The 16394-nt window shown below is 75.0% G+C and carries 16 protein-coding genes; 15 read left to right on the forward strand and 1 reads right to left on the reverse strand.

What is annotated here, in order from left to right:
* Positions 1 to 299 precede the first annotated feature (299 nt).
* Positions 300 to 1448: a helix-turn-helix domain-containing protein gene (locus ACQUFX_RS22925; RefSeq protein ID WP_428967042.1), complete on the forward strand. Its 1149-nt coding sequence runs from the start codon at positions 300 to 302 to the stop codon at positions 1446 to 1448.
* 31 nt (positions 1449 to 1479) lie between these two features.
* Here the strand turns inward: ACQUFX_RS22925 and ACQUFX_RS22930 are convergent, their stop codons facing one another.
* Positions 1480 to 2712, reverse strand: coding sequence for an IS701 family transposase (locus tag ACQUFX_RS22930; RefSeq protein ID WP_428962373.1), 1233 nt, complete (start codon positions 2710 to 2712; stop codon positions 1480 to 1482).
* A gap of 326 nt (positions 2713 to 3038) precedes the next feature.
* On the opposite strand from ACQUFX_RS22930, the gene ACQUFX_RS22935 reads away from it, so the two are divergent.
* From ACQUFX_RS22935 to ACQUFX_RS23000, 14 genes are all read left to right on the forward strand, one after another.
* Positions 3039 to 3209: a hypothetical protein gene (locus ACQUFX_RS22935; RefSeq protein ID WP_428962374.1), complete on the forward strand. Its 171-nt coding sequence runs from the start codon at positions 3039 to 3041 to the stop codon at positions 3207 to 3209.
* Entirely contained in the window at positions 3196 to 4185 is a 990-nt protein-coding gene (locus ACQUFX_RS22940) for a helix-turn-helix domain-containing protein (RefSeq protein ID WP_428962375.1), read from the forward strand. The genes ACQUFX_RS22935 and ACQUFX_RS22940 overlap by 14 nt, the downstream gene beginning before the upstream one ends.
* Positions 4186 to 4253: 68 nt before the next feature.
* Positions 4254 to 4535, forward strand: a complete 282-nt coding sequence (locus ACQUFX_RS22945) for a hypothetical protein (RefSeq protein ID WP_428962376.1) — start codon at positions 4254 to 4256, stop codon at positions 4533 to 4535.
* The gene (locus ACQUFX_RS22950; RefSeq protein ID WP_428962377.1) at positions 4532 to 4753 is read left to right on the forward strand and encodes a hypothetical protein; all 222 of its coding nucleotides are present in this window, start codon (positions 4532 to 4534) and stop codon (positions 4751 to 4753) included. Before ACQUFX_RS22945 ends, ACQUFX_RS22950 begins: the two co-directional genes overlap by 4 nt.
* A gap of 122 nt (positions 4754 to 4875) precedes the next feature.
* Positions 4876 to 6150: an ATP-grasp domain-containing protein gene (locus ACQUFX_RS22955; RefSeq protein ID WP_428962378.1), complete on the forward strand. Its 1275-nt coding sequence runs from the start codon at positions 4876 to 4878 to the stop codon at positions 6148 to 6150.
* The gene (locus tag ACQUFX_RS22960) at positions 6147 to 6974 is read left to right on the forward strand and encodes a Rossmann-like domain-containing protein (RefSeq protein WP_428962379.1); all 828 of its coding nucleotides are present in this window, start codon (positions 6147 to 6149) and stop codon (positions 6972 to 6974) included. Before ACQUFX_RS22955 ends, ACQUFX_RS22960 begins: the two co-directional genes overlap by 4 nt.
* Positions 6971 to 8074: a PLP-dependent cysteine synthase family protein gene (locus tag ACQUFX_RS22965; RefSeq protein ID WP_428962380.1), complete on the forward strand. Its 1104-nt coding sequence runs from the start codon at positions 6971 to 6973 to the stop codon at positions 8072 to 8074. The genes ACQUFX_RS22960 and ACQUFX_RS22965 overlap by 4 nt, the downstream gene beginning before the upstream one ends.
* Positions 8071 to 9129: a dipeptide epimerase gene (locus ACQUFX_RS22970; RefSeq protein WP_428962381.1), complete on the forward strand. Its 1059-nt coding sequence runs from the start codon at positions 8071 to 8073 to the stop codon at positions 9127 to 9129. Before ACQUFX_RS22965 ends, ACQUFX_RS22970 begins: the two co-directional genes overlap by 4 nt.
* Complete coding sequence (locus tag ACQUFX_RS22975; protein ID WP_428962382.1) at positions 9126 to 10394, forward strand: MFS transporter; 1269 nt, start codon at positions 9126 to 9128, stop codon at positions 10392 to 10394. The genes ACQUFX_RS22970 and ACQUFX_RS22975 overlap by 4 nt, the downstream gene beginning before the upstream one ends.
* Positions 10391 to 11230 (forward strand): class I SAM-dependent methyltransferase, encoded by an 840-nt coding sequence (locus ACQUFX_RS22980; RefSeq protein ID WP_428962383.1) that lies wholly within the window; start codon positions 10391 to 10393, stop codon positions 11228 to 11230. Before ACQUFX_RS22975 ends, ACQUFX_RS22980 begins: the two co-directional genes overlap by 4 nt.
* Positions 11231 to 11270: 40 nt before the next feature.
* Entirely contained in the window at positions 11271 to 12833 is a 1563-nt protein-coding gene (locus ACQUFX_RS22985; RefSeq protein WP_428962384.1) for an ABC transporter substrate-binding protein, read from the forward strand.
* A complete protein-coding gene (locus ACQUFX_RS22990; protein WP_428962385.1) occupies positions 12830 to 13780 on the forward strand; it encodes an ABC transporter permease in 951 nt (316 codons plus the stop codon). The genes ACQUFX_RS22985 and ACQUFX_RS22990 overlap by 4 nt, the downstream gene beginning before the upstream one ends.
* Positions 13777 to 14676 carry an ABC transporter permease subunit gene (locus ACQUFX_RS22995; protein ID WP_428962386.1) on the forward strand — a complete coding sequence of 300 codons (900 nt, stop codon included), beginning with the start codon at positions 13777 to 13779 and terminating at the stop codon, positions 14674 to 14676. Before ACQUFX_RS22990 ends, ACQUFX_RS22995 begins: the two co-directional genes overlap by 4 nt.
* Entirely contained in the window at positions 14673 to 16343 is a 1671-nt protein-coding gene (locus ACQUFX_RS23000) for an ABC transporter ATP-binding protein (protein ID WP_428962387.1), read from the forward strand. The genes ACQUFX_RS22995 and ACQUFX_RS23000 overlap by 4 nt, the downstream gene beginning before the upstream one ends.
* Positions 16344 to 16394 lie beyond the last annotated feature (51 nt).

The following is a 16394-nucleotide window of genomic DNA, read 5'->3' on the forward strand; positions in this document are numbered from 1 at the left end:
CGAGCGTATCGACAGTCGGCTACTCAAGTTGACTCCAAGACCCACTCACGTGTCGTGTCCTGCTTCGAAATCCACAGATGATGAACACCTAAAGCGACACATCAGATATTCGGGGTCAACAGGGCCAAGATCAGTGTCCGGACGATGTCCCCATCTGCATGTCACACGGCATACGCCGTAGCGCGATCCGGTGTACCGTCCGATGTGGCAACCCATCGGAGGGGCCGGCGGAAAGCCGGCCTGTCCATCACCTGGGAGCCCTGCCCATGCCTCGTCGCCCGATACCCGCCGACCCGTCGATCGGTGATCGGATTCGTGCCCGCCGCCAGTTGCGCGGGTGGAGTATTCGGTACGCCGCCAGTCGGGCTGGGATCTCGCACACGTCGTGGTCCCGGATCGAGCGGGGTCAGCAGCGCACGGACCGGTACATGGTGGTGGATCTGGCTGCGGCGCTGGAGTGTTCCGTGGTCGACCTCACCGGGCAGGCGTACACCCCGGCCGACCGGCAGCTCGACGCCGCGCGCATCGACGCGGAACGCGTATGGCGGATGATGATGGACACGCCCATGGGGAAACGGCCTGCTGCGGCGGCGACGGTCGAGCAGGTGCGCCGCGAGGCAGCGCTCGTGCGGAGCCTGTACGGGCGATGTGACTACGCGGGTGCCCTGCGCCGGCTGGTCGACCTGGTGCCGGCGATGCACAGTCTGACCGACCGACGCACCGCTCTGACGGAGATGGTGCCGGTCTACGGCGTGGCGATGGGTTCGCTGCTCAACGTCAACTATCCGGCACACGCATGGCTCGCGGCGGAACGCTGCGCCGAGGCGGCCGGGCTGCTGGACGACCCGGTGGCGGTCGGGGTGGCGACGGCCAACCGCGCCCGCGTGTCCGCCTGGTCCGGGGCGTACGGGCCGGCGCGGGCACTGTGCGACACGGCGGGCGCTGACCTCGCAGGCTGCGCGGCGGACGGCGCCCTGGACGTGCTGGGCTTCCTGCATCTGGCACGCGCGCACCACCTCGCCGGCCTGCGTGACCGGGCCAGCGCCGAGGACCACCTCGCCGAGGCGGCGCGGATCGCCGCGCACACCGGGGAGACCGAGAGCTGGGATCTCGCCTGGGGCCCACGGAACGTGGCGCTGTGGCGGATGGCCTACCAGCTCGACACGGGCCGCCCGGAGGAGGCAATGGAGACTGCCGCAGGCGTCGAGTTGACGGGGCTGCCGGCGGTGCGGCAGGTGTACTTCTGGCTCGACCTGAGCCGGGCCGCCGAGGCGGTCGGCAGGGATCGGGAGGCGACGCGGATGCTGCTCGCGGCGGAGCGGGTCGGCCCGCAACATGCCCGCTCGTCGGCCTCGGCACGGGAGACCGTGCGGTCACTGCTGCGCAGCGGAGCGACCTCGCCGGAGCTGCGGGGCCTCTGCGAGCGAATGAGCCTCACCATCCAGTAGCCGTCCGACAGTGGTGCGTAATACTCCAACGTCACTTGGCCTGTCTGCGCTGGTAGTGGGATCGGCGGGCTCGGGCTTGGGATGTGCGTCGCCAGATTGACCAGTGCAGTGTGTGTTCTGGCGGGAGCGATGCGGCGAGGATGAAGGCGTTGAGGAGGCGGCGGATCTCGGCGACGGTCAGCGCGATGATCTCCGGGTCGGTGTCGGGCTGCTGCGCGGCGAGGATGGTCAGGACGGCCAGGGCGAGCATGGCCAGGGTGATGAACCGGTGCCAGCCGGTCCAGCCGCGGACCTGGTAGTGGTCCAGGCCGACCTGGCCTTTGCCGGTCTGGAACAGCTCCTCGATGCTCCAGCGGGAGCCGGCGACGGTCACGAGGGTGTGCAGCGGCACCGGGCGGGGTGACCAGCACAGGTAGAAGGCCAGCTCGCCGGTGGTGCGGTTGCGGCGGATCAGCAGCCACCGGTGTTCACCGGGCTGGGTGGCGGTGGTGATCCAGGCCCACAGGTAGTCGCGTGGTCCTTTCGCTCCGGGTCCGCAGCTGTGCAGCTGCCACTCGGCGGTGGGGATCCGCTCGGCGAGGTCGTCGACGCGGATCAGGGTGCGGCCGTCGTTGACGTGCACGCGTCGGTCGCAGCCGACCGCGAGGACGTAGCCGATCCCGCGATGTTCCAGGTTGTCGCGGAGGGCGGGGTCGGCGCCGTAGACCTCGTCCCCGGTCACCCATGCGAACGGGACTCCGGCATCCAACGCGGCGGCGATCATCTGCCGGGCCAGAGCGGGCTTCGTGGCGAACTCGACGTCGTCCGGGACCCCGGCGGCGGCGAGGCGGTCGGGCTGGTCGCACCAGGTCGTCTCGGGTAGGTAGAGCCGGCGGTCGATCATCGCCCGGCCGGCAGGTGTCACGTAGGCCAGGAACACTGCGACCTGACTGTTCTCGATCCGGCCGGCGGTGCCGGTGTACTGCCGCTGCACCCCGACCGAGCACACGCCCTTCTTCAAGAACCCGGTCTCGTCGGTCACCAGCACCGCGTCGGGATGGCCGAGCTGCTCGATCAGCCACTCACGCAGGTCATCGCGGACGGCGTCGGCGTCCCACACCGCCGTGCGCAGCAGCCGCTGCATCGCCTGTGGATCCCCGTGACCCGCCCGCTCCGCAAGCGACCAGCAGGTCTTTCGTTCGGCCTCCGACAGCAGCCCTGCTACGAACTGCCCGGCCGTCGCCCGCGGCTCGGCCCGCACGAACCGGCCCGCGACACGCCTCATCGCCTCGTCCAGGATGACCCGCCACCCGGCGGGGTCTACGCTGTGGCCCGCGGCCACCGCACGATCTTCGATTGTCCTCACAAACCATCGATGATCAACGCGGTGGCCGTCCTCATGCCTACGCCACGCCCAACGCCGAAGCCAAGTGACGTTGGAGTAGTAAGCGTTCCAGCAACTGATCGCACTCTCCGTAGCGTCTCGGTCACGGGCGCGACGTACACCTGTTTCATCTGCACCGATGCGACTGCGGTCGCGCCCCGAGCCGACGTGGCGGTGGTGTTCCTGCCTGGAACCAACGCCGCCGCGTCCTTCCCGAGGGGTTTCAGGTGGGCGAAGCGCGACGCGATCCAGGGGCGAGCCGGGGCGAGCAGATCCAGGCAGCCGAGCACGAGGCCGCGAAGCGGCGGATTCTGGAGCTGGCCGAGGCGGAACGAATACCGGTGGAGGAGACCACCCGGGCGGTGTCGGACCGGCGGTGGCGTCGTGGACAGCGGTGAGATGCCGATCGGCCGGCAGGTCGCGCGGTGGCGGGTACGGCGGCGGATGACCCAGCAGATGCTCGCCGACCGGATCGGCAAGTCGAAGAGCTGGGTGGACAAGGTCGAGCGGGGCGTCCGGGCGCTGCACAGGTTCCCGGTGATCCAGGAGATCGGTGCGGCGCTGCGGGTCGATCCACTCGTGCTGCTCGGGCTGGACGTCCCGCCACCGTCACGAATCGACGCGGGCATGAACGGCGTGGACACGATCCGCACGGCGCTCGCCCGGTACGAGGTGTTCCGGGTCGGCGGGCCGGGGCGCTGCCCGCCGGCACACGAGGTGGAGCAGCAGGTCGAGCATGCCTGGTTGACCTACCAGCACGGGCACTACCCGCAGGTGGTCCGGGCGCTGCCGGGGCTGCTCGACGCCGCCCAGCGGCTGCACGCCGTCGATCGGGTGCCAGGGTCGGGACCGCTGGTCCAGGTGTACCGGATCGCCGCGTCGGTGTTGGTGAAGCTCGGGGAAGCCGACCTCGCCTGGCTGGCGGCGGATCGGGCGATGGCGACGGCAGCGGCCGATCCGATGCTGGCCGCCACCGCCGCGGTACACCTCGCCCAGGCCCTGCGCGCCCTCAACCGCCCTCACCTGGCCCTCACCACCACCCTCCCCGCCATCCACTCCCACCCCACCGGGTTGATCATGAGGTTCGCGTCACCAAATCCGGCCCACGGTCATGGCTACTCCATGATCACCGGGGCGGGGGGCGGCGGGGCGGGGGGCGGCGGGGCGGGGGGCGGCGGGGCGGGGGGCGGCGGGGCGGGGGGGGCGGCGGGGCGGGGGTGTGGGGGGCGTTGCTGGTGGAGGGGGCGCATGCTGCTGCCGGCTGTGGTGACGAGCGTGGTGTGGCGGATCTGCTCGATCAGGCGGCCGGGGTTGCCGAGCGGGTCGGCGACGGTTGCGACCAGCACCGGACCGGCTTCGGGTCGGCCGCTGTAGCGCTGGCCGAGGTCGTGACGGCGGCCGGGTTGGGTGACCCGGGGCGGGCGGTACGGCGGCACGAGCAGGTGACCGGGCAAGAGCCGTGGGGGCGGCTGCCGGCTGAGCACCGGGCGGCGTACCTGGTGGACGTCACCCGGGCGTACCTCCAACTCGGTGACCTGGCCGGAGCGGGACGGACGCTGGTGGAGGCGGACCGGATCGCGGCGGCGGAGGTCCGCTGGCGACCGGCGGGACGCCGGGTGCTCGCCGAGGTGTACCGCGACGGACCGGCCCTGGCCGGGGTGGCCCGACTGGCGGCAGCGGCCGGGGTGGCGACGGGGACAGCGACGGTCGGGGTGGCCCGGTGACCGGGCCGAGCCTCTCGCCGGCCCAGGTCCGCAACCGGCTGATCCTCTCCGCCCGCTGGATCCTCCGCGACCACCGTCCCGGCGCGGACGGCCGGTGCCCGATCTGCCGGGTGCCCGACTGCCACGCCGCCACCACCGCCCGCTCCGTCATCCACTCCCACTCCGCTGAAGTTGATCATGGAGTTGACGTCACCGAATCCGACGCTCGGCAACGGTAACTCCATGATCAACCGGGGGCGCCGGAGGGCGACACGCTGGGGCGCGACTTGCCGGGGGGCCTTTACAACGAAAACCATTTCCAACAAGATGGGGGTGGCTGGGGAGACGGACGGGAGTCGTGATGGGTCATCTGCTGGTCGTGGAGAGTTGGGTGGGCGCGATGAGCGCCCTGTTGCCGAGAGCCATCCGGGAGGCCGGGCACCGGTTCACGTTCCTCACCCGGGATCTGCACCACTACCTGCGCGCCACCCCCGCCGGGACGATCCACCCCCTGCTGGCGGCGGAGAACGTGCTCACCACCGAGACCAACGACGTACCGGCGCTGCTGGCACACGCGGCCCGGCTGCACGACACGTTCGGCTTCGACGGGGTGCTCACCTCCTGCGACTACTACCTCGGCACGGTCGCCCGGCTCGCCGACCACCTCGGGCTGCCCGGCGCCGACCCCGCCGCCGTCGAGCGGGCGTACCGCAAGGACCTGGCCCGGGACGCGCTGCACCGGGCGGGGGTGCCCGGCCCCGCCTTCGCCGTCGCCGAGGGCTGGACGGAGGCGGTCGCCGCCGCCGACCGGATCGGGTACCCGCTGGTCGTCAAGCCGGTCGACCTCTGCGCCGGGATGCACGTGCGGCGGGTCGACGACCCCGCCGGGCTGCGGGCCGCCGTGGACGCGCTCGCCGGGTTCCCGGTCAACGCCCGCCGGCAGGCCCGGGTGCCGCTGATCCTGCTGGAGGAGTTGCTCACCGGCCCGGAGGTGAGCGTCGAGACGGTCACCCTGGCCGGGGCGACCACCGTCGTCGGGGCGACCGGCAAGCGCCTCGCCGGGGCGCCCTGGTTCGTGGAGAGCGGCCACGACTTCCCCGCCGACCTGCCGCCGGCCACCGCCCGCGCCGCCGCCGACACCGCCGTCGCGGCCCTCGCCGCCGTCGGCCTCGACCACGGGGTGGCGCACACCGAGCTGCGGCTGACCCCGGCCGGCCCCCGGGTGGTCGAGATCAATCCCCGGCCCGCCGGCAACCAGATCACCGAGCTGGTCCGCCGGGTCACCGGCGTCGACCTGCCGATGGCGTACGCGCAGCTCGCGCTCGGCGAGCGCCCGGACCTCACCCCCACCGACACCGGGGTACGCAGCGCCGCCATCGCCTTCCTGCTGCCGCCCCGGGCCGGTACCGTCGCCGCGATCACCGGCACCGACCGGCTCGCCGTCGACCGGCGGGTGGTGGACCACGCGGTCAAGCCGGCCGGGCACCGCACCGACGACGCCAGCAGCAACAACAGCTACCTCGGGCACGTGACCACGGTGGACACCACCGGGGCCGGGGCGCTCGCCGCCGCCGAGGAGCTGGTGGCCGGACTCGGCGTCCGGTACGCCGACGAGCTGGCCGGGGTGCCGGCGTGAGCGCCCCCACCAGCGTCGGGGCGTACCGGTCGGTGGTCGACCTGGTGGCGGCGGCGCTGGCCGGACGGCTCGGGCCGGACCCGACGCGCTCGCGGGTCAGCGTCGGTTTCGTCACCCGGCAGGGCGCCCGGCACGCCGGTCGGGGCCGGGCGTACCGCAACCACGTGCTGAGCCTGCGGGTCGGTGCGGCGGTCGGCTGCTGCGCCGTGGAGCCGGGCGAGCTGCCCGACGAGGTGGCGTACGACTGCGTCGGGATGACCGTCGCCGAGCTGCTGGCCCACCCGCTCGCCCCGGTCCGGGTGGCCGCGCTGGACGCGTACCTGATGGCGGTCCGGCCGCACGCGGACGCCTGCCCGGACCCGGTGCTGGTGCCCGGCGGGTCGTCGCTGGCCAAGTCGACCGCGCGGGCGGCGGCCGTGCTGGAGCTGCTGCCGGTCGACCCGGGCGCGACGGTGCTGGTGGTCGGGGTGGTCAACTCGCTGCTCGCCGGGCTGCGCGAGCGGGGGCTGCGCTACCTGCCCTGCGACCGGGCCGGCGGCAGCACCGAGTGGGGCGAGCCGTGCCGACCCGACCCGGCCCCGCTGCTCGCCGGCTGCGACGCGCTGCTGGTCTCCGGCATGACGCTGGGCAACGGGACCTTCGAGCCGCTGCTGGCGCACGCCCGGGACACCGGCAAGCCGCTGGTCGCCTTCGCCCAGACCGGCAGCGCGGTGCTGCCCCGGTTCCTCGGTGCCGGGCTGACCGCCGTCTCGGCGGAGCCGTACCCGTTCTTCTGGCTCGACGGCGGGCCGAGCACCGTCTACCGGTACCGGGCGGCGGCGTGAGCGCCCCGGAGCTGCTCGCCCTGGTCGGCCGGACCCCGGTGACGTACGTGCAGGTCCCGCTGCCGTACCGGCACGGCGGGTTCTGGGCCAAGGTGGAGTACGCCAGCCCCGGCGGGATGAAGGCCCGCGCGGCGGTCGCCATGCTGACCGGGGCCCGGACCCGGGGCGAGCTGCGCCCGGGTGCCCCGGTGGTCGAGTCGACAAGCGGCACCCTCGGCATCGGGCTGGCGCTGGCCGGGCAGGCCCTCGGCCACCCCGTGCACCTGGTGGTGGACCGGGAGCTGGAACCGTCGATGCGCGCCCTGCTGCGGGCGTACGGGGCCCGGCTGGAGGTCGTCGAGCGCCCCGACCCGGTCGGCGGCTGGCAGCGGGCCCGGCTGGACCGGCTCGCCGCCGTCCGGGCCGGGCTGCCCGGGGCGTGGTGGCCGGACCAGTACCACAACCCGGACAACGCGACCGGGTACGCCGGGCTCGCCGACGAGCTGGCCCGCCAGGTCGACGGGGTGGACGTGCTGGTCTGCAGCGTGGGCACCGGCGGGCACAGCGCCGGGGTGGCCCGCGCGCTGCGCCGGCACTGGCCCCGGCTGCGCCTGGTCGGGGTGGACACCGTCGGGTCGACCATCTTCGGCCAGCCCGCCCGGCCCCGGCTGATGCGCGGGCTGGGCAGCAGCATCCACCCCGGCAACGTGGACCACGCCGCCTTCGACGAGGTGCACTGGGTGGGGCCGGGCGAGGCGGTGGAGAGCTGCCGCCGGCTGGCCCGGTACGCCTTCGTCACCGGCGGTTGGAGCACCGGGGCGGCGGCCCGGGTCGCCGCCTGGGTGGCGCGTACCGAGCCGGGGGCCCGGGTGCTGGCGGTCTTCCCTGACGGCCCGCACCGGTACCTCGACTCGATCTACGACGACGGCTGGTGCGCCCGGCACGGGCTGCCCGGCCCGACCCGGGGACATCCGGTGGAGATCCCGCACCCGTGGGCGGTCGAGGTGACCCGGTGGAGCCGTTGCCGGACCGTCCTCGCCCCGGCGGCGACCGGTGCCGGGGCCACGCCGGTCCCGGCCGGCACCGTCGCCCCGGACCGGGCCGCGCGGGTGCCGGCATGAGGCTGCGGTGGCGGGCGTACCCGCTGGTGCTGCGTGAGCCGCTGCGGATCTCCCGGTCCACCATGGACCGGCGGGACGCCGTCCAGGTGAGCCTGGCGCACGCCGGGGTCACCGGGCACGGCGAGGTGGTCACCAGCCGGTTCCTCGGCCTGGACCGGGCCCGGATCGACACCGAGCTGACCGGGCTGGTCGACCGGATCGCCGGGTACCCGGACCCGGCGGCGCTCCGCGCCGACCTGCCGGCCCTCGCCACCGGCTGCCAACCCGGCGTCGTGGCCGCGCTCGACGCCGCCGTGCACGACCTGCTCGGTCGGCTCGCCGGGCAGCCGGTGCACCGCCTGGTCGGGGCGCCGGAGCCGGGGGCGGTGCCGACCGCGTACACCGTCGGGTTGGTGGCCCCGGCGGCGGCGGGGATGGCCGCCGGCCGGCTGGCCGCCGCCGGGTTCGGGGTGCTGAAGGTGAAGGCGGGCGACGACCACGACGTGGCCCGGGTCGCGGCGGTACGGGCCGCCGCGCCGGACGCCCGGCTGCTGCTCGACCCGAACGGCGGCTGGACCCCCGAGCAGGCCGTCCGGCGGCTCGACGCGCTGGCCCGGTACCGGGTGGAGATGGTCGAGCAGCCGGTACCGGCCGGTCGGGTGGACCGGCTGGCCTGGGTGGCCGCCCGCACCCCGGTGCCGGTGGTCGCCGACGAGGACGCGGCCACCGAGGCCGACCTGCCCCGGCTCGCCGGCGCGGTGGCCGGGGTGAACGTCAAGCTCGCGAAGTGCGGCGGGATCCGGGCCGCCACCCGGATCGTCGCCGCCGCCCGCGGGCACGGGTTGGCGGTCATGCTCGGCTGCCTGGTCACCAGTTCGCTCGGCATCGCCCCGGCGCTGCACCTCGCCGGGTACGCCCGCTGGGTCGACCTGGACGGGCACCTGCTGCTGGCCGACGACCCGTGGACCGGCCTCGGTGGCCACGACGGGACGTTGCGCCCGACCGGTACGCCCGGTCTGGGCGTGACGCCCCGGCGAGCCGACCCGGGACCGGGCGATGCGGGGGTGGCCCGGTGACCGCGACCTGGCGGACGCTGCGCGGCTTCTCCCCGGCGATCCAACTGCTGGTGGTCAACCAGTTCGGCGTCAACGTCGGCTTCTACCTGCTGCTGCCCTTCCTCGCCGGGTACCTCGCCGACGACGTCGGGCTCTCCGCCGCGCTGATCGGGCTGATCCTCGGCGTGCGCAACCTCAGCCAGCAGGGGCTGTTCCTGCTGGGCGGCACCGCCGCCGACCGGCTCGGCTCCCGAGGCGTGATCATCGCCGGCTGCGCGCTGCGGACCGTCGGGTTCGGGCTGTTCGCGGTCGGGGTGTCGCTGCCGGTGCTGCTCGCCGCCTCGGTGCTCTCCGGGCTGGCCGGGGCGCTGTTCAACCCGGCGGTCCGGACGTACCTGGCGCAGGCCGCCCCGGACCGGCGGGCCGAGGCGTTCGCCCTGTTCAACGTCTTCGCCAGCGCCGGCTCCCTGGTCGGGCCGCTGCTCGGCGGGGCGCTGCTGCTCGTCGACTTCCGGGCCGCCGCGCTCGGCGCGGCCGGGATCTTCGCGGTGCTCACCGTCGCCCAGGTGCTGGTCCTGCCGGCGCAGCCGAGGGTGGCCAGCGGGCAGAGCGTGCTCGGCGACTGGCGGGAGTGCGCCACCGACCGCCGGTTCCTCGCCTTCACCCTCGCCCTGAGTGCCCTGTACGCCGCGCAGAACCAGCTCTACCTGGTGCTGCCGGTGCACGCCGAGCAGGCCGCCGGGCACCCGGCGGCGGTCGCCGCGCTCTTCGTGGTCTCCACCGTCGCCACCCTGGCCTGGCAGGTGCCGGTCACCGCCTGGTTGCAGCGGCGGACGGCCCGGGGGCCGGCGATCGCGCTCGGGCTGGCCGTCCTGGGGGCCGGTTTCCTGCTGCCGCTGGTCACGCTGCCCGGCCCGGCTCCGGTGCGGCTGCTGCCGGTGCTCGGCGCGGCGCTGCTGCTCGCGGTCGGGGTGCTGGTCGCCCAGCCGTTCGTGCTGGAGCTGATCCCGGCGTTCGCCCGGGACGGGCTGACCGGCACCTACTTCGGACTGTTCTACCTGGTCTCCGGGGTGGTGGCGGCGGCCGGGACAGCGGCCGTCGGCCGGGCCATGGACGGCGGCGACGGGGCCGTGCCGCCGGTGGCCTGGCTGCTCTGCGCCGGGCTGGGGCTGGCCTCGGCCGGGGCGGTGGCGCTGCTGCACCGGGCCGGGTGGCTCGACCCGAGGCCCGCGCCGGCCGTACCCGCCACCGCCGCCACCGCCGTCGCCGGGGAGGGCCGGTCGTGATCGAGGAAACAGGGCCGGTGGTCGACTCGGCGAACCTGCTCACCGACAACCCCGAGCTGTACGAGACGCAGTTCCCCGACCCGGAACACCTCGCCGGCCGGTTCGTCGCCGACCTGGTCGACCGGTACGCCCCGCCGGCAGCGGCCGGGTGGCGGCTGCTCGACGTGGGCTGCGGCACCGGCCGGGACGCCGGGTACCTGGCCGGGCTGGGCTGGGCGGTGACCGGGCTCGACATCTCGCCCCGGATGCTGGCCTACGCCCGGCAGCGGCACCCCGGCGTGCGCTTCGTCGAGGCCGATCTGCGCGACTTCGCCCTGCCCGCCCGCTTCGACGTGGTGACCTGCCTGGACAGCGCCCTGCTGTACTGCCACGGCAACGCCGACCTCACCGCCTTCCTCGACCGCTGTCACGCCCACCTGAGGCCGGGCGGGCTGCTGGTCGCCGAGATGCGCAACGGCGCGTACTTCCTCGGGGGCGGTGGCGCGGAGCTGCTCGACGGGGTCCGGACCCGGACGGTGCGCTGGCGCGGCACCCCGTACACGTCGCACACTCTGTTGTGGATCGACCACGCTGAGCAGTTGCTGCGACGGAGGCGGACGTGGACCTGGCCCGGCTGTCCCGACCCGCTGGTGCAGACCTCCGCGTGGCGGCTGCTCTTCCCGATGGAGCTGCGGCACCGGCTGGACACCGCCGGGTTCGACGTGCTCGCCCTCTTCGACACCCCCGGCCCGCGTACCGACCCGCCGTGGCGGGCGGACGCCGCCCTGGGCGGCGGGCTCACCGGGGACCGGCTGCACCTGGTCGCCCGCCGCCGCGCCGAGAACATCCCGTGCTGACGGCACGGCCGGACCATCCGTGCCAGGAAAGGAACCACCCATGAACCCCTCCATCCGTACGCCGACCGTGAGCCGGCGGGCGCTGCTCGGCGGCGCGGTCGCCCTCTCCACCGCCGCGCTGACCGGCTGCGGCGGCGGGCCGGCCGCACCCGCCCCGGGGCCCGGCTCGCCGCGCCGGGGCGGGCGGCTGCGCGCCGCCTTCGCCGGGGGCGGCGCGAACGAGACCCTCGACCCGCACCTGGCCAACCTGTTCAACGAGGCGTCGCGGGCCAAGGCGGTCTTCGACAAGCTCGCCGACTACGGCGGGGACGTCTCGATCGTGCCCCGGCTGGCCAGCGGCTGGGAGCCGAACGCCGACCTGACCCGGTGGCGGGTCACCCTGCGGGAGGCCACCTTCCACGACGGCAGCCCGGTCCGCGCCCGGGACGTGCTGTACAGCTACGCCCGGATCGCCGACCCGAAGCGGGCCTTCCGGGCGCGGGCCAGCCTGGCCCTGATCGACCTGCCCGCCAGCCGGGCGGTGACCGACCGGCAGATCGAGTTCGCCCTGGTCCGGCCGTACGCCGAGTTCCCGAACCTGCTGGCCACCTTCGGCGCGTACGTGGTGCCGGAGGGAACGGAGAACTTCGACCGGCCGATCGGCTCCGGCCCGTTCCGGTTCGACTCGTTCCAGCCGGGGCGCAGCCTGCTGCTCGGGCGCTACGACGACCACTGGGACGGCGCGCCGTACCTGGACGAGCTGGAGTACCTGACCGGCAACGAGGAGTCGGCCCGGATCAACGCGCTGCTCGGCGGTCAGGTGGAGTACGCGCACGACGTCACCCCGACCACCGCCCGTACCTACGAGCGCGACGACCGGGTGCGCGTCACCCGGATGCCGAACAGCACCATGCAGGGCTTCACGATGAAGGTGGACCGGCCGCCCTTCGACGACCGGGACCTGCGCGAGGCGATGTTCCTGCTCACCGACCGGCAGCAACTCGTCGACACGGTGCTCTCCGGCGCCGGGCAGATCGGCAACGACCTGTACGGCAAGGGGTACCAGTACTACGCCGACGACATCCCGCAGCGCACCCCGGACCTGGACCGGGCCCGGTTCCTGATCGACCGGGCGGGCGCCCGGGGGCTCACCGTCAAGCTGGACACCGCCGCCGTGGCCAGCGGCTTCGTCGAGGCGGCCAGCACATTCGCCGAGCAGGCGAGCAAGGTCGGGCTGACCGTCGTGCCGACCACCGGCAACAAGGACACCTACTGGAAGGACATCCTCGACGGTGGGGTGCTGGCCTGCTACCGCTCCGGCGCGATGCCGATCGAGACGCACATCTCCCAGCGGCTGCTGACCAACAGCACCACCAACGCCACCGGGTGGGCCCGCCCCGACTTCGACGCCCTCTACGTCCGCGCGATCTCCAGCGCCGACGAGGGCACCCGCCGGCAGGCGTACGGCGACATGCAGCGGATGCTGCACGCCGAGGGCGGCTTCCTGATCTGGGGTTTCGCCGACTTCCTGGTCGCCAGCGCGCCGAGGGTCGGCGGGGTGGCCGCCGACGCCCCCGCCAACACACTGGACTGGGCCCGCTTCGACAAGGTCTGGCTGGGTTGAGCCTGCCCCGGTACGCGACCGGGCGGCTGCTGCTCGGCCTGGGCCAGGTGGTCGGCGTCGCCACCCTGGTCTTCGTGCTGACCGAGGCGCTGCCCGGGGACGCCGCCGTGGTGATCGCCGGGGACCAGCCCGACCCGGAGCGGATCGCCGCCGTCCGGACCGCCCTGGAGCTGGACCGGCCGGCCTGGCAGCGGTACCTGGACTGGCTGGCCGACCTGCTCCGGGGCGACCTGGGCGTCTCGCTGGTCTCCGGCCGCCCGGTCGCCGACGTGCTCACCGGCAACGCCGGCCCCACCGTGCTGCTCGCCGTGCTCACCCTGCTGCTGCTCGTCCCGCTGGCGCTCGGGGTGGGGATGCTCGCCGCCCGCCGCGAGGGCGGCCGGCTGGACCGGGCGCTGTCGGCCGTCGTGGTGGGCCTGTACGCGATCCCCGAGTTCGCCCTGGCGGTCCTGCTGGTCGCCCTCTTCGGGGTGCGCCTCGGCTGGTTCCCGCCGACCGCCGTCGGCACCGGCGGGAACCTGCTGGCCCAGCCGGCCGTCCTGGTCCTGCCGCTGGTGGTGCTGCTGGCCCGGCCGGTCTGCTCGCTCAGCCGGCTCACCCGGGCCGGGATGATCGAGGCGGCCGGCTCGGCGTACGTGGCGCACGCCCGGCGGCTCGGCGTGCCGGGCCACCGGCTCTGGCTGGGCCACGCGCTGCCCAACGCCCTCGCCCCGGTGGTGCAGCAGCTCGCCCGCACCACCGACTGGCTGCTCGGCGGGGTGATCGTGGTGGAGGCGGTCTTCGTCGTCCCCGGCCTGGGCACCGCCCTGGTCGACGCGGTCACCGCCCGGGACGTCCCCACGATCCAGGGCCTCTGCGTGCTGGTCGCCGTGGTCACCGTCACCGTGAACCTCGCCGCCGACCTGGTGGCGTTCCGGCTCGCGCCGGCTGCCCCGGTGGCCCGGTGAGCGCGGCGCGCGGGCGGGGCCGGGCGGCCACCGGCGGCCCGGTGAGCGCGGCACGCGGCCGGCGGCGGGCGGCCACCGGCACGGTGCTGCTCGCCGTGCCGCTGCTGGTCGCCCTGGTCGGGCCGGTGCTCGCCGGTGACCCGGCGGAGCGGGGCCGGCCGTTCACCGCCGACGGTCCCCTCGGGACGGACTTCGTCGGTCGGGACGTGCTGGACCAGCTCCTGCTCGGGGGACGGTCCGTGGTCGGGGTGGCGGTCGCCGCCACCGCCCTGGCGTACCTGCTCGGCGTACCCCTGGGGTGGTGGGCCGCGACCACCCGGCGGCGCTGGCTGGACGAGCTGCTGATGCGCCCGCTGGACCTGCTCCTCGCGGTACCGGCGCTGCTGCTGTTGATCCTGCTCTCCGCGACCGCGCCGCGCGGGCCGGTGACCCTGGTGCTGATCGTCGCCCTGATCGGCCTGCCCGAGGTGGCCCGGATCAGCCGGGCCGCCGCGCTGCCGCTGGCCCACGGGCCGGCGATGGAGGCGATGCGGCTGTACCGGGAGAGCTGGTGGCGTCGCGCGGTCGGGTACGTCGGTCGGGGGGTCCGGCGGGTGCTGCTGGCCGACGCCGGAGTCCGCTTCATCGGCGCGCTGTACCTGGTCGCCACCGCCAGCTTCCTCGGCATCGGGGTGGCCCCGGACGCCGCCGACTGGGCGGTGATGGTGGACCGCAACCGGGCCGGCCTGGCCCTGCAACCGTGGGCGGTGGTGGCGCCCGCGCTCCTCGTCGTCGCCCTCGCCGTCGGCGTCAACCTCCTCACCGACGAGCTGGTAAGGAAGGGCCCCCTGTTAACGCATACGGTAGAGAAGGGTCCCCTTCTTACCACCGCATCCGGTGGGGAGGCCGCACGGTGAGCGGGGTGCTGTTGCGGGTCGCCGCGCTGCGCGCCGAGGCCGGCGGCCGGCGGCTCGTCGACGACGTCTCGTTCACCCTGGCCGCCGGGCGGGTGCTCGCCCTGGTCGGGATGTCCGGCAGCGGCAAGACCACCATCGGCCGGGCGCTGCTCGGCGAGGTCGGGCCGGGGGTCCGGCTGACCGGCCGCATCGAGGTCGCCGGCCGCCCGGTCGACCCGGCGCACCCGCCACCGGCGGGCACCGTCGGGTACGTCCCCCAGCAGCCGTCGGCGGTGCTCAACCCGGTCCGCCGCATCGGTACCGTGCTGCACGAGATCGCCCGCCGGCACCTGCCGCCCGGCGGTACCCGGCGCGACCGCCGGGACCGGCCGCGCCGGGCGGTGCGCGAGGCCCTGCACCGGGTGGCCCTCCCCACCGACCGGGACCTGCTGCGCCGCTTCCCGCACCAGCTCTCCGGCGGCCAGCAGCAGCGGCTCGTCGTCGCGCACGCCCTGCTGGCCGGGGCCCACCTGCTCGTCGCCGACGAGCCCACCACCGGCCAGGACAGCCTCACCCGGCGGGACGTGGCGGCCGAACTGTCCGCGCTGGCCGGGGCCGGGATGGCCGTGCTGCTGCTCAGCCACGACCTGCACCTGGTCCGGGCGGTCGCCGACGAGATGCTGGTCCTGCACCGGGGGCGACGGGTCGAGGCCGGGCCGACCGCCGAGGTCTTCGCCGCGCCCCGCCACGAGTGGACCCGCCGGCTGCTCGCCGCACCGCCCGCCGAGACGCGCCCCGCCGCCCCGCCACGCCTGACCGACGGCCGGGACGGTGTCCGGGAGCGACCGGTCCTGCTCGCGGTCGCCGACCTGGTCGCCGAGCACACCGGGGACGGGCGGCGGCGGACCGTGCTGGCGGGGGTGGGCCTGACCCTCGCCGCCGGGGAGTGCCTCGCCCTGGTCGGCCGCTCCGGCAGCGGCAAGACCACCCTGGCCCGGTGCGTCGCCGGCCTGCACCGGCCGCGCGCCGGCACCGTCCGGCTGGCCGGCCGGCCGCTGGCCGCCACCCTGGACCGGCGGGACCGCGCCGACCTGGCCGCAGTGCAGTACGTCTTCCAGGACGCGCGGGCCAGCTTCGACCCCTGGCGGCCGGTCCTCGACCAGGTGGCCCGCCCGGCGGTACGGCTGGGTGGCCGGTCGGTCGGCGCGGCCCGCGAGGCGGCCCGCGCCGTGCTGGACCGGGTGGGGCTGGCCGGGCACCTGGTGACCCGCGACCCGGGGCGGCTCTCCGGCGGGGAACTGCACCGGGCCGCCCTGGCCCGCGCCCTGCTCGCCGGCCCCCGGGTGCTGATCTGCGACGAGATCACCGCCGGCCTCGACGCTGTCACCAGGGACCGGATCCTGACCCTCGTCGACGAGCTGCGCCGGGCGGACGGCCTCGCCCTGTTGGTGATCAGCCACGACCGGGAGGTGGTCGCCCGGCTCGCCGATTGGGTCGCTGTCCTGCACGACGGCCGGGTCGTCGAGGACGGCCCGGCCGTCGCCCTGCTCACCTCGGCCCGCCACTCGTTGAGCCGATCGTTGCTGCACGACGCCGCGCACCCGCACGGCGACGTCTCCCCGACCCCCGCCACCCCACGGCGACCCGCACCCGACCAGCACCGCCGCACCACGACGTGCCCCGACTAACACCGCCGCACGGCGACGTGCCCAGACCAGCACAGGAAAGAGTCAGCTCGA

The organism is Micromonospora fluostatini (assembly GCF_050410825.1).
In the GTDB taxonomy this organism is placed as follows: Bacteria; Actinomycetota; Actinomycetes; order Mycobacteriales; family Micromonosporaceae; genus Micromonospora; species Micromonospora rosaria.

What these genes read in the sequence shown, in the direction of transcription:
- ACQUFX_RS22985 (WP_428962384.1), top strand. Translation starts at nt 11,271, where the DNA reads ATGAACCCCTCCATCCGTACGCCGACCGTGAGCCGGCGGGCGCTGCTC.
- ACQUFX_RS22970 (WP_428962381.1), top strand. Translation starts at nt 8,071, where the DNA reads ATGAGGCTGCGGTGGCGGGCGTACCCGCTGGTGCTGCGTGAGCCGCTG.
- ACQUFX_RS22955 (WP_428962378.1), top strand. Translation starts at nt 4,876, where the DNA reads ATGGGTCATCTGCTGGTCGTGGAGAGTTGGGTGGGCGCGATGAGCGCC.
- ACQUFX_RS22930 (WP_428962373.1), bottom strand. Translation starts at nt 2,712, where the DNA reads ATGAGGCGTGTCGCGGGCCGGTTCGTGCGGGCCGAGCCGCGGGCGACG.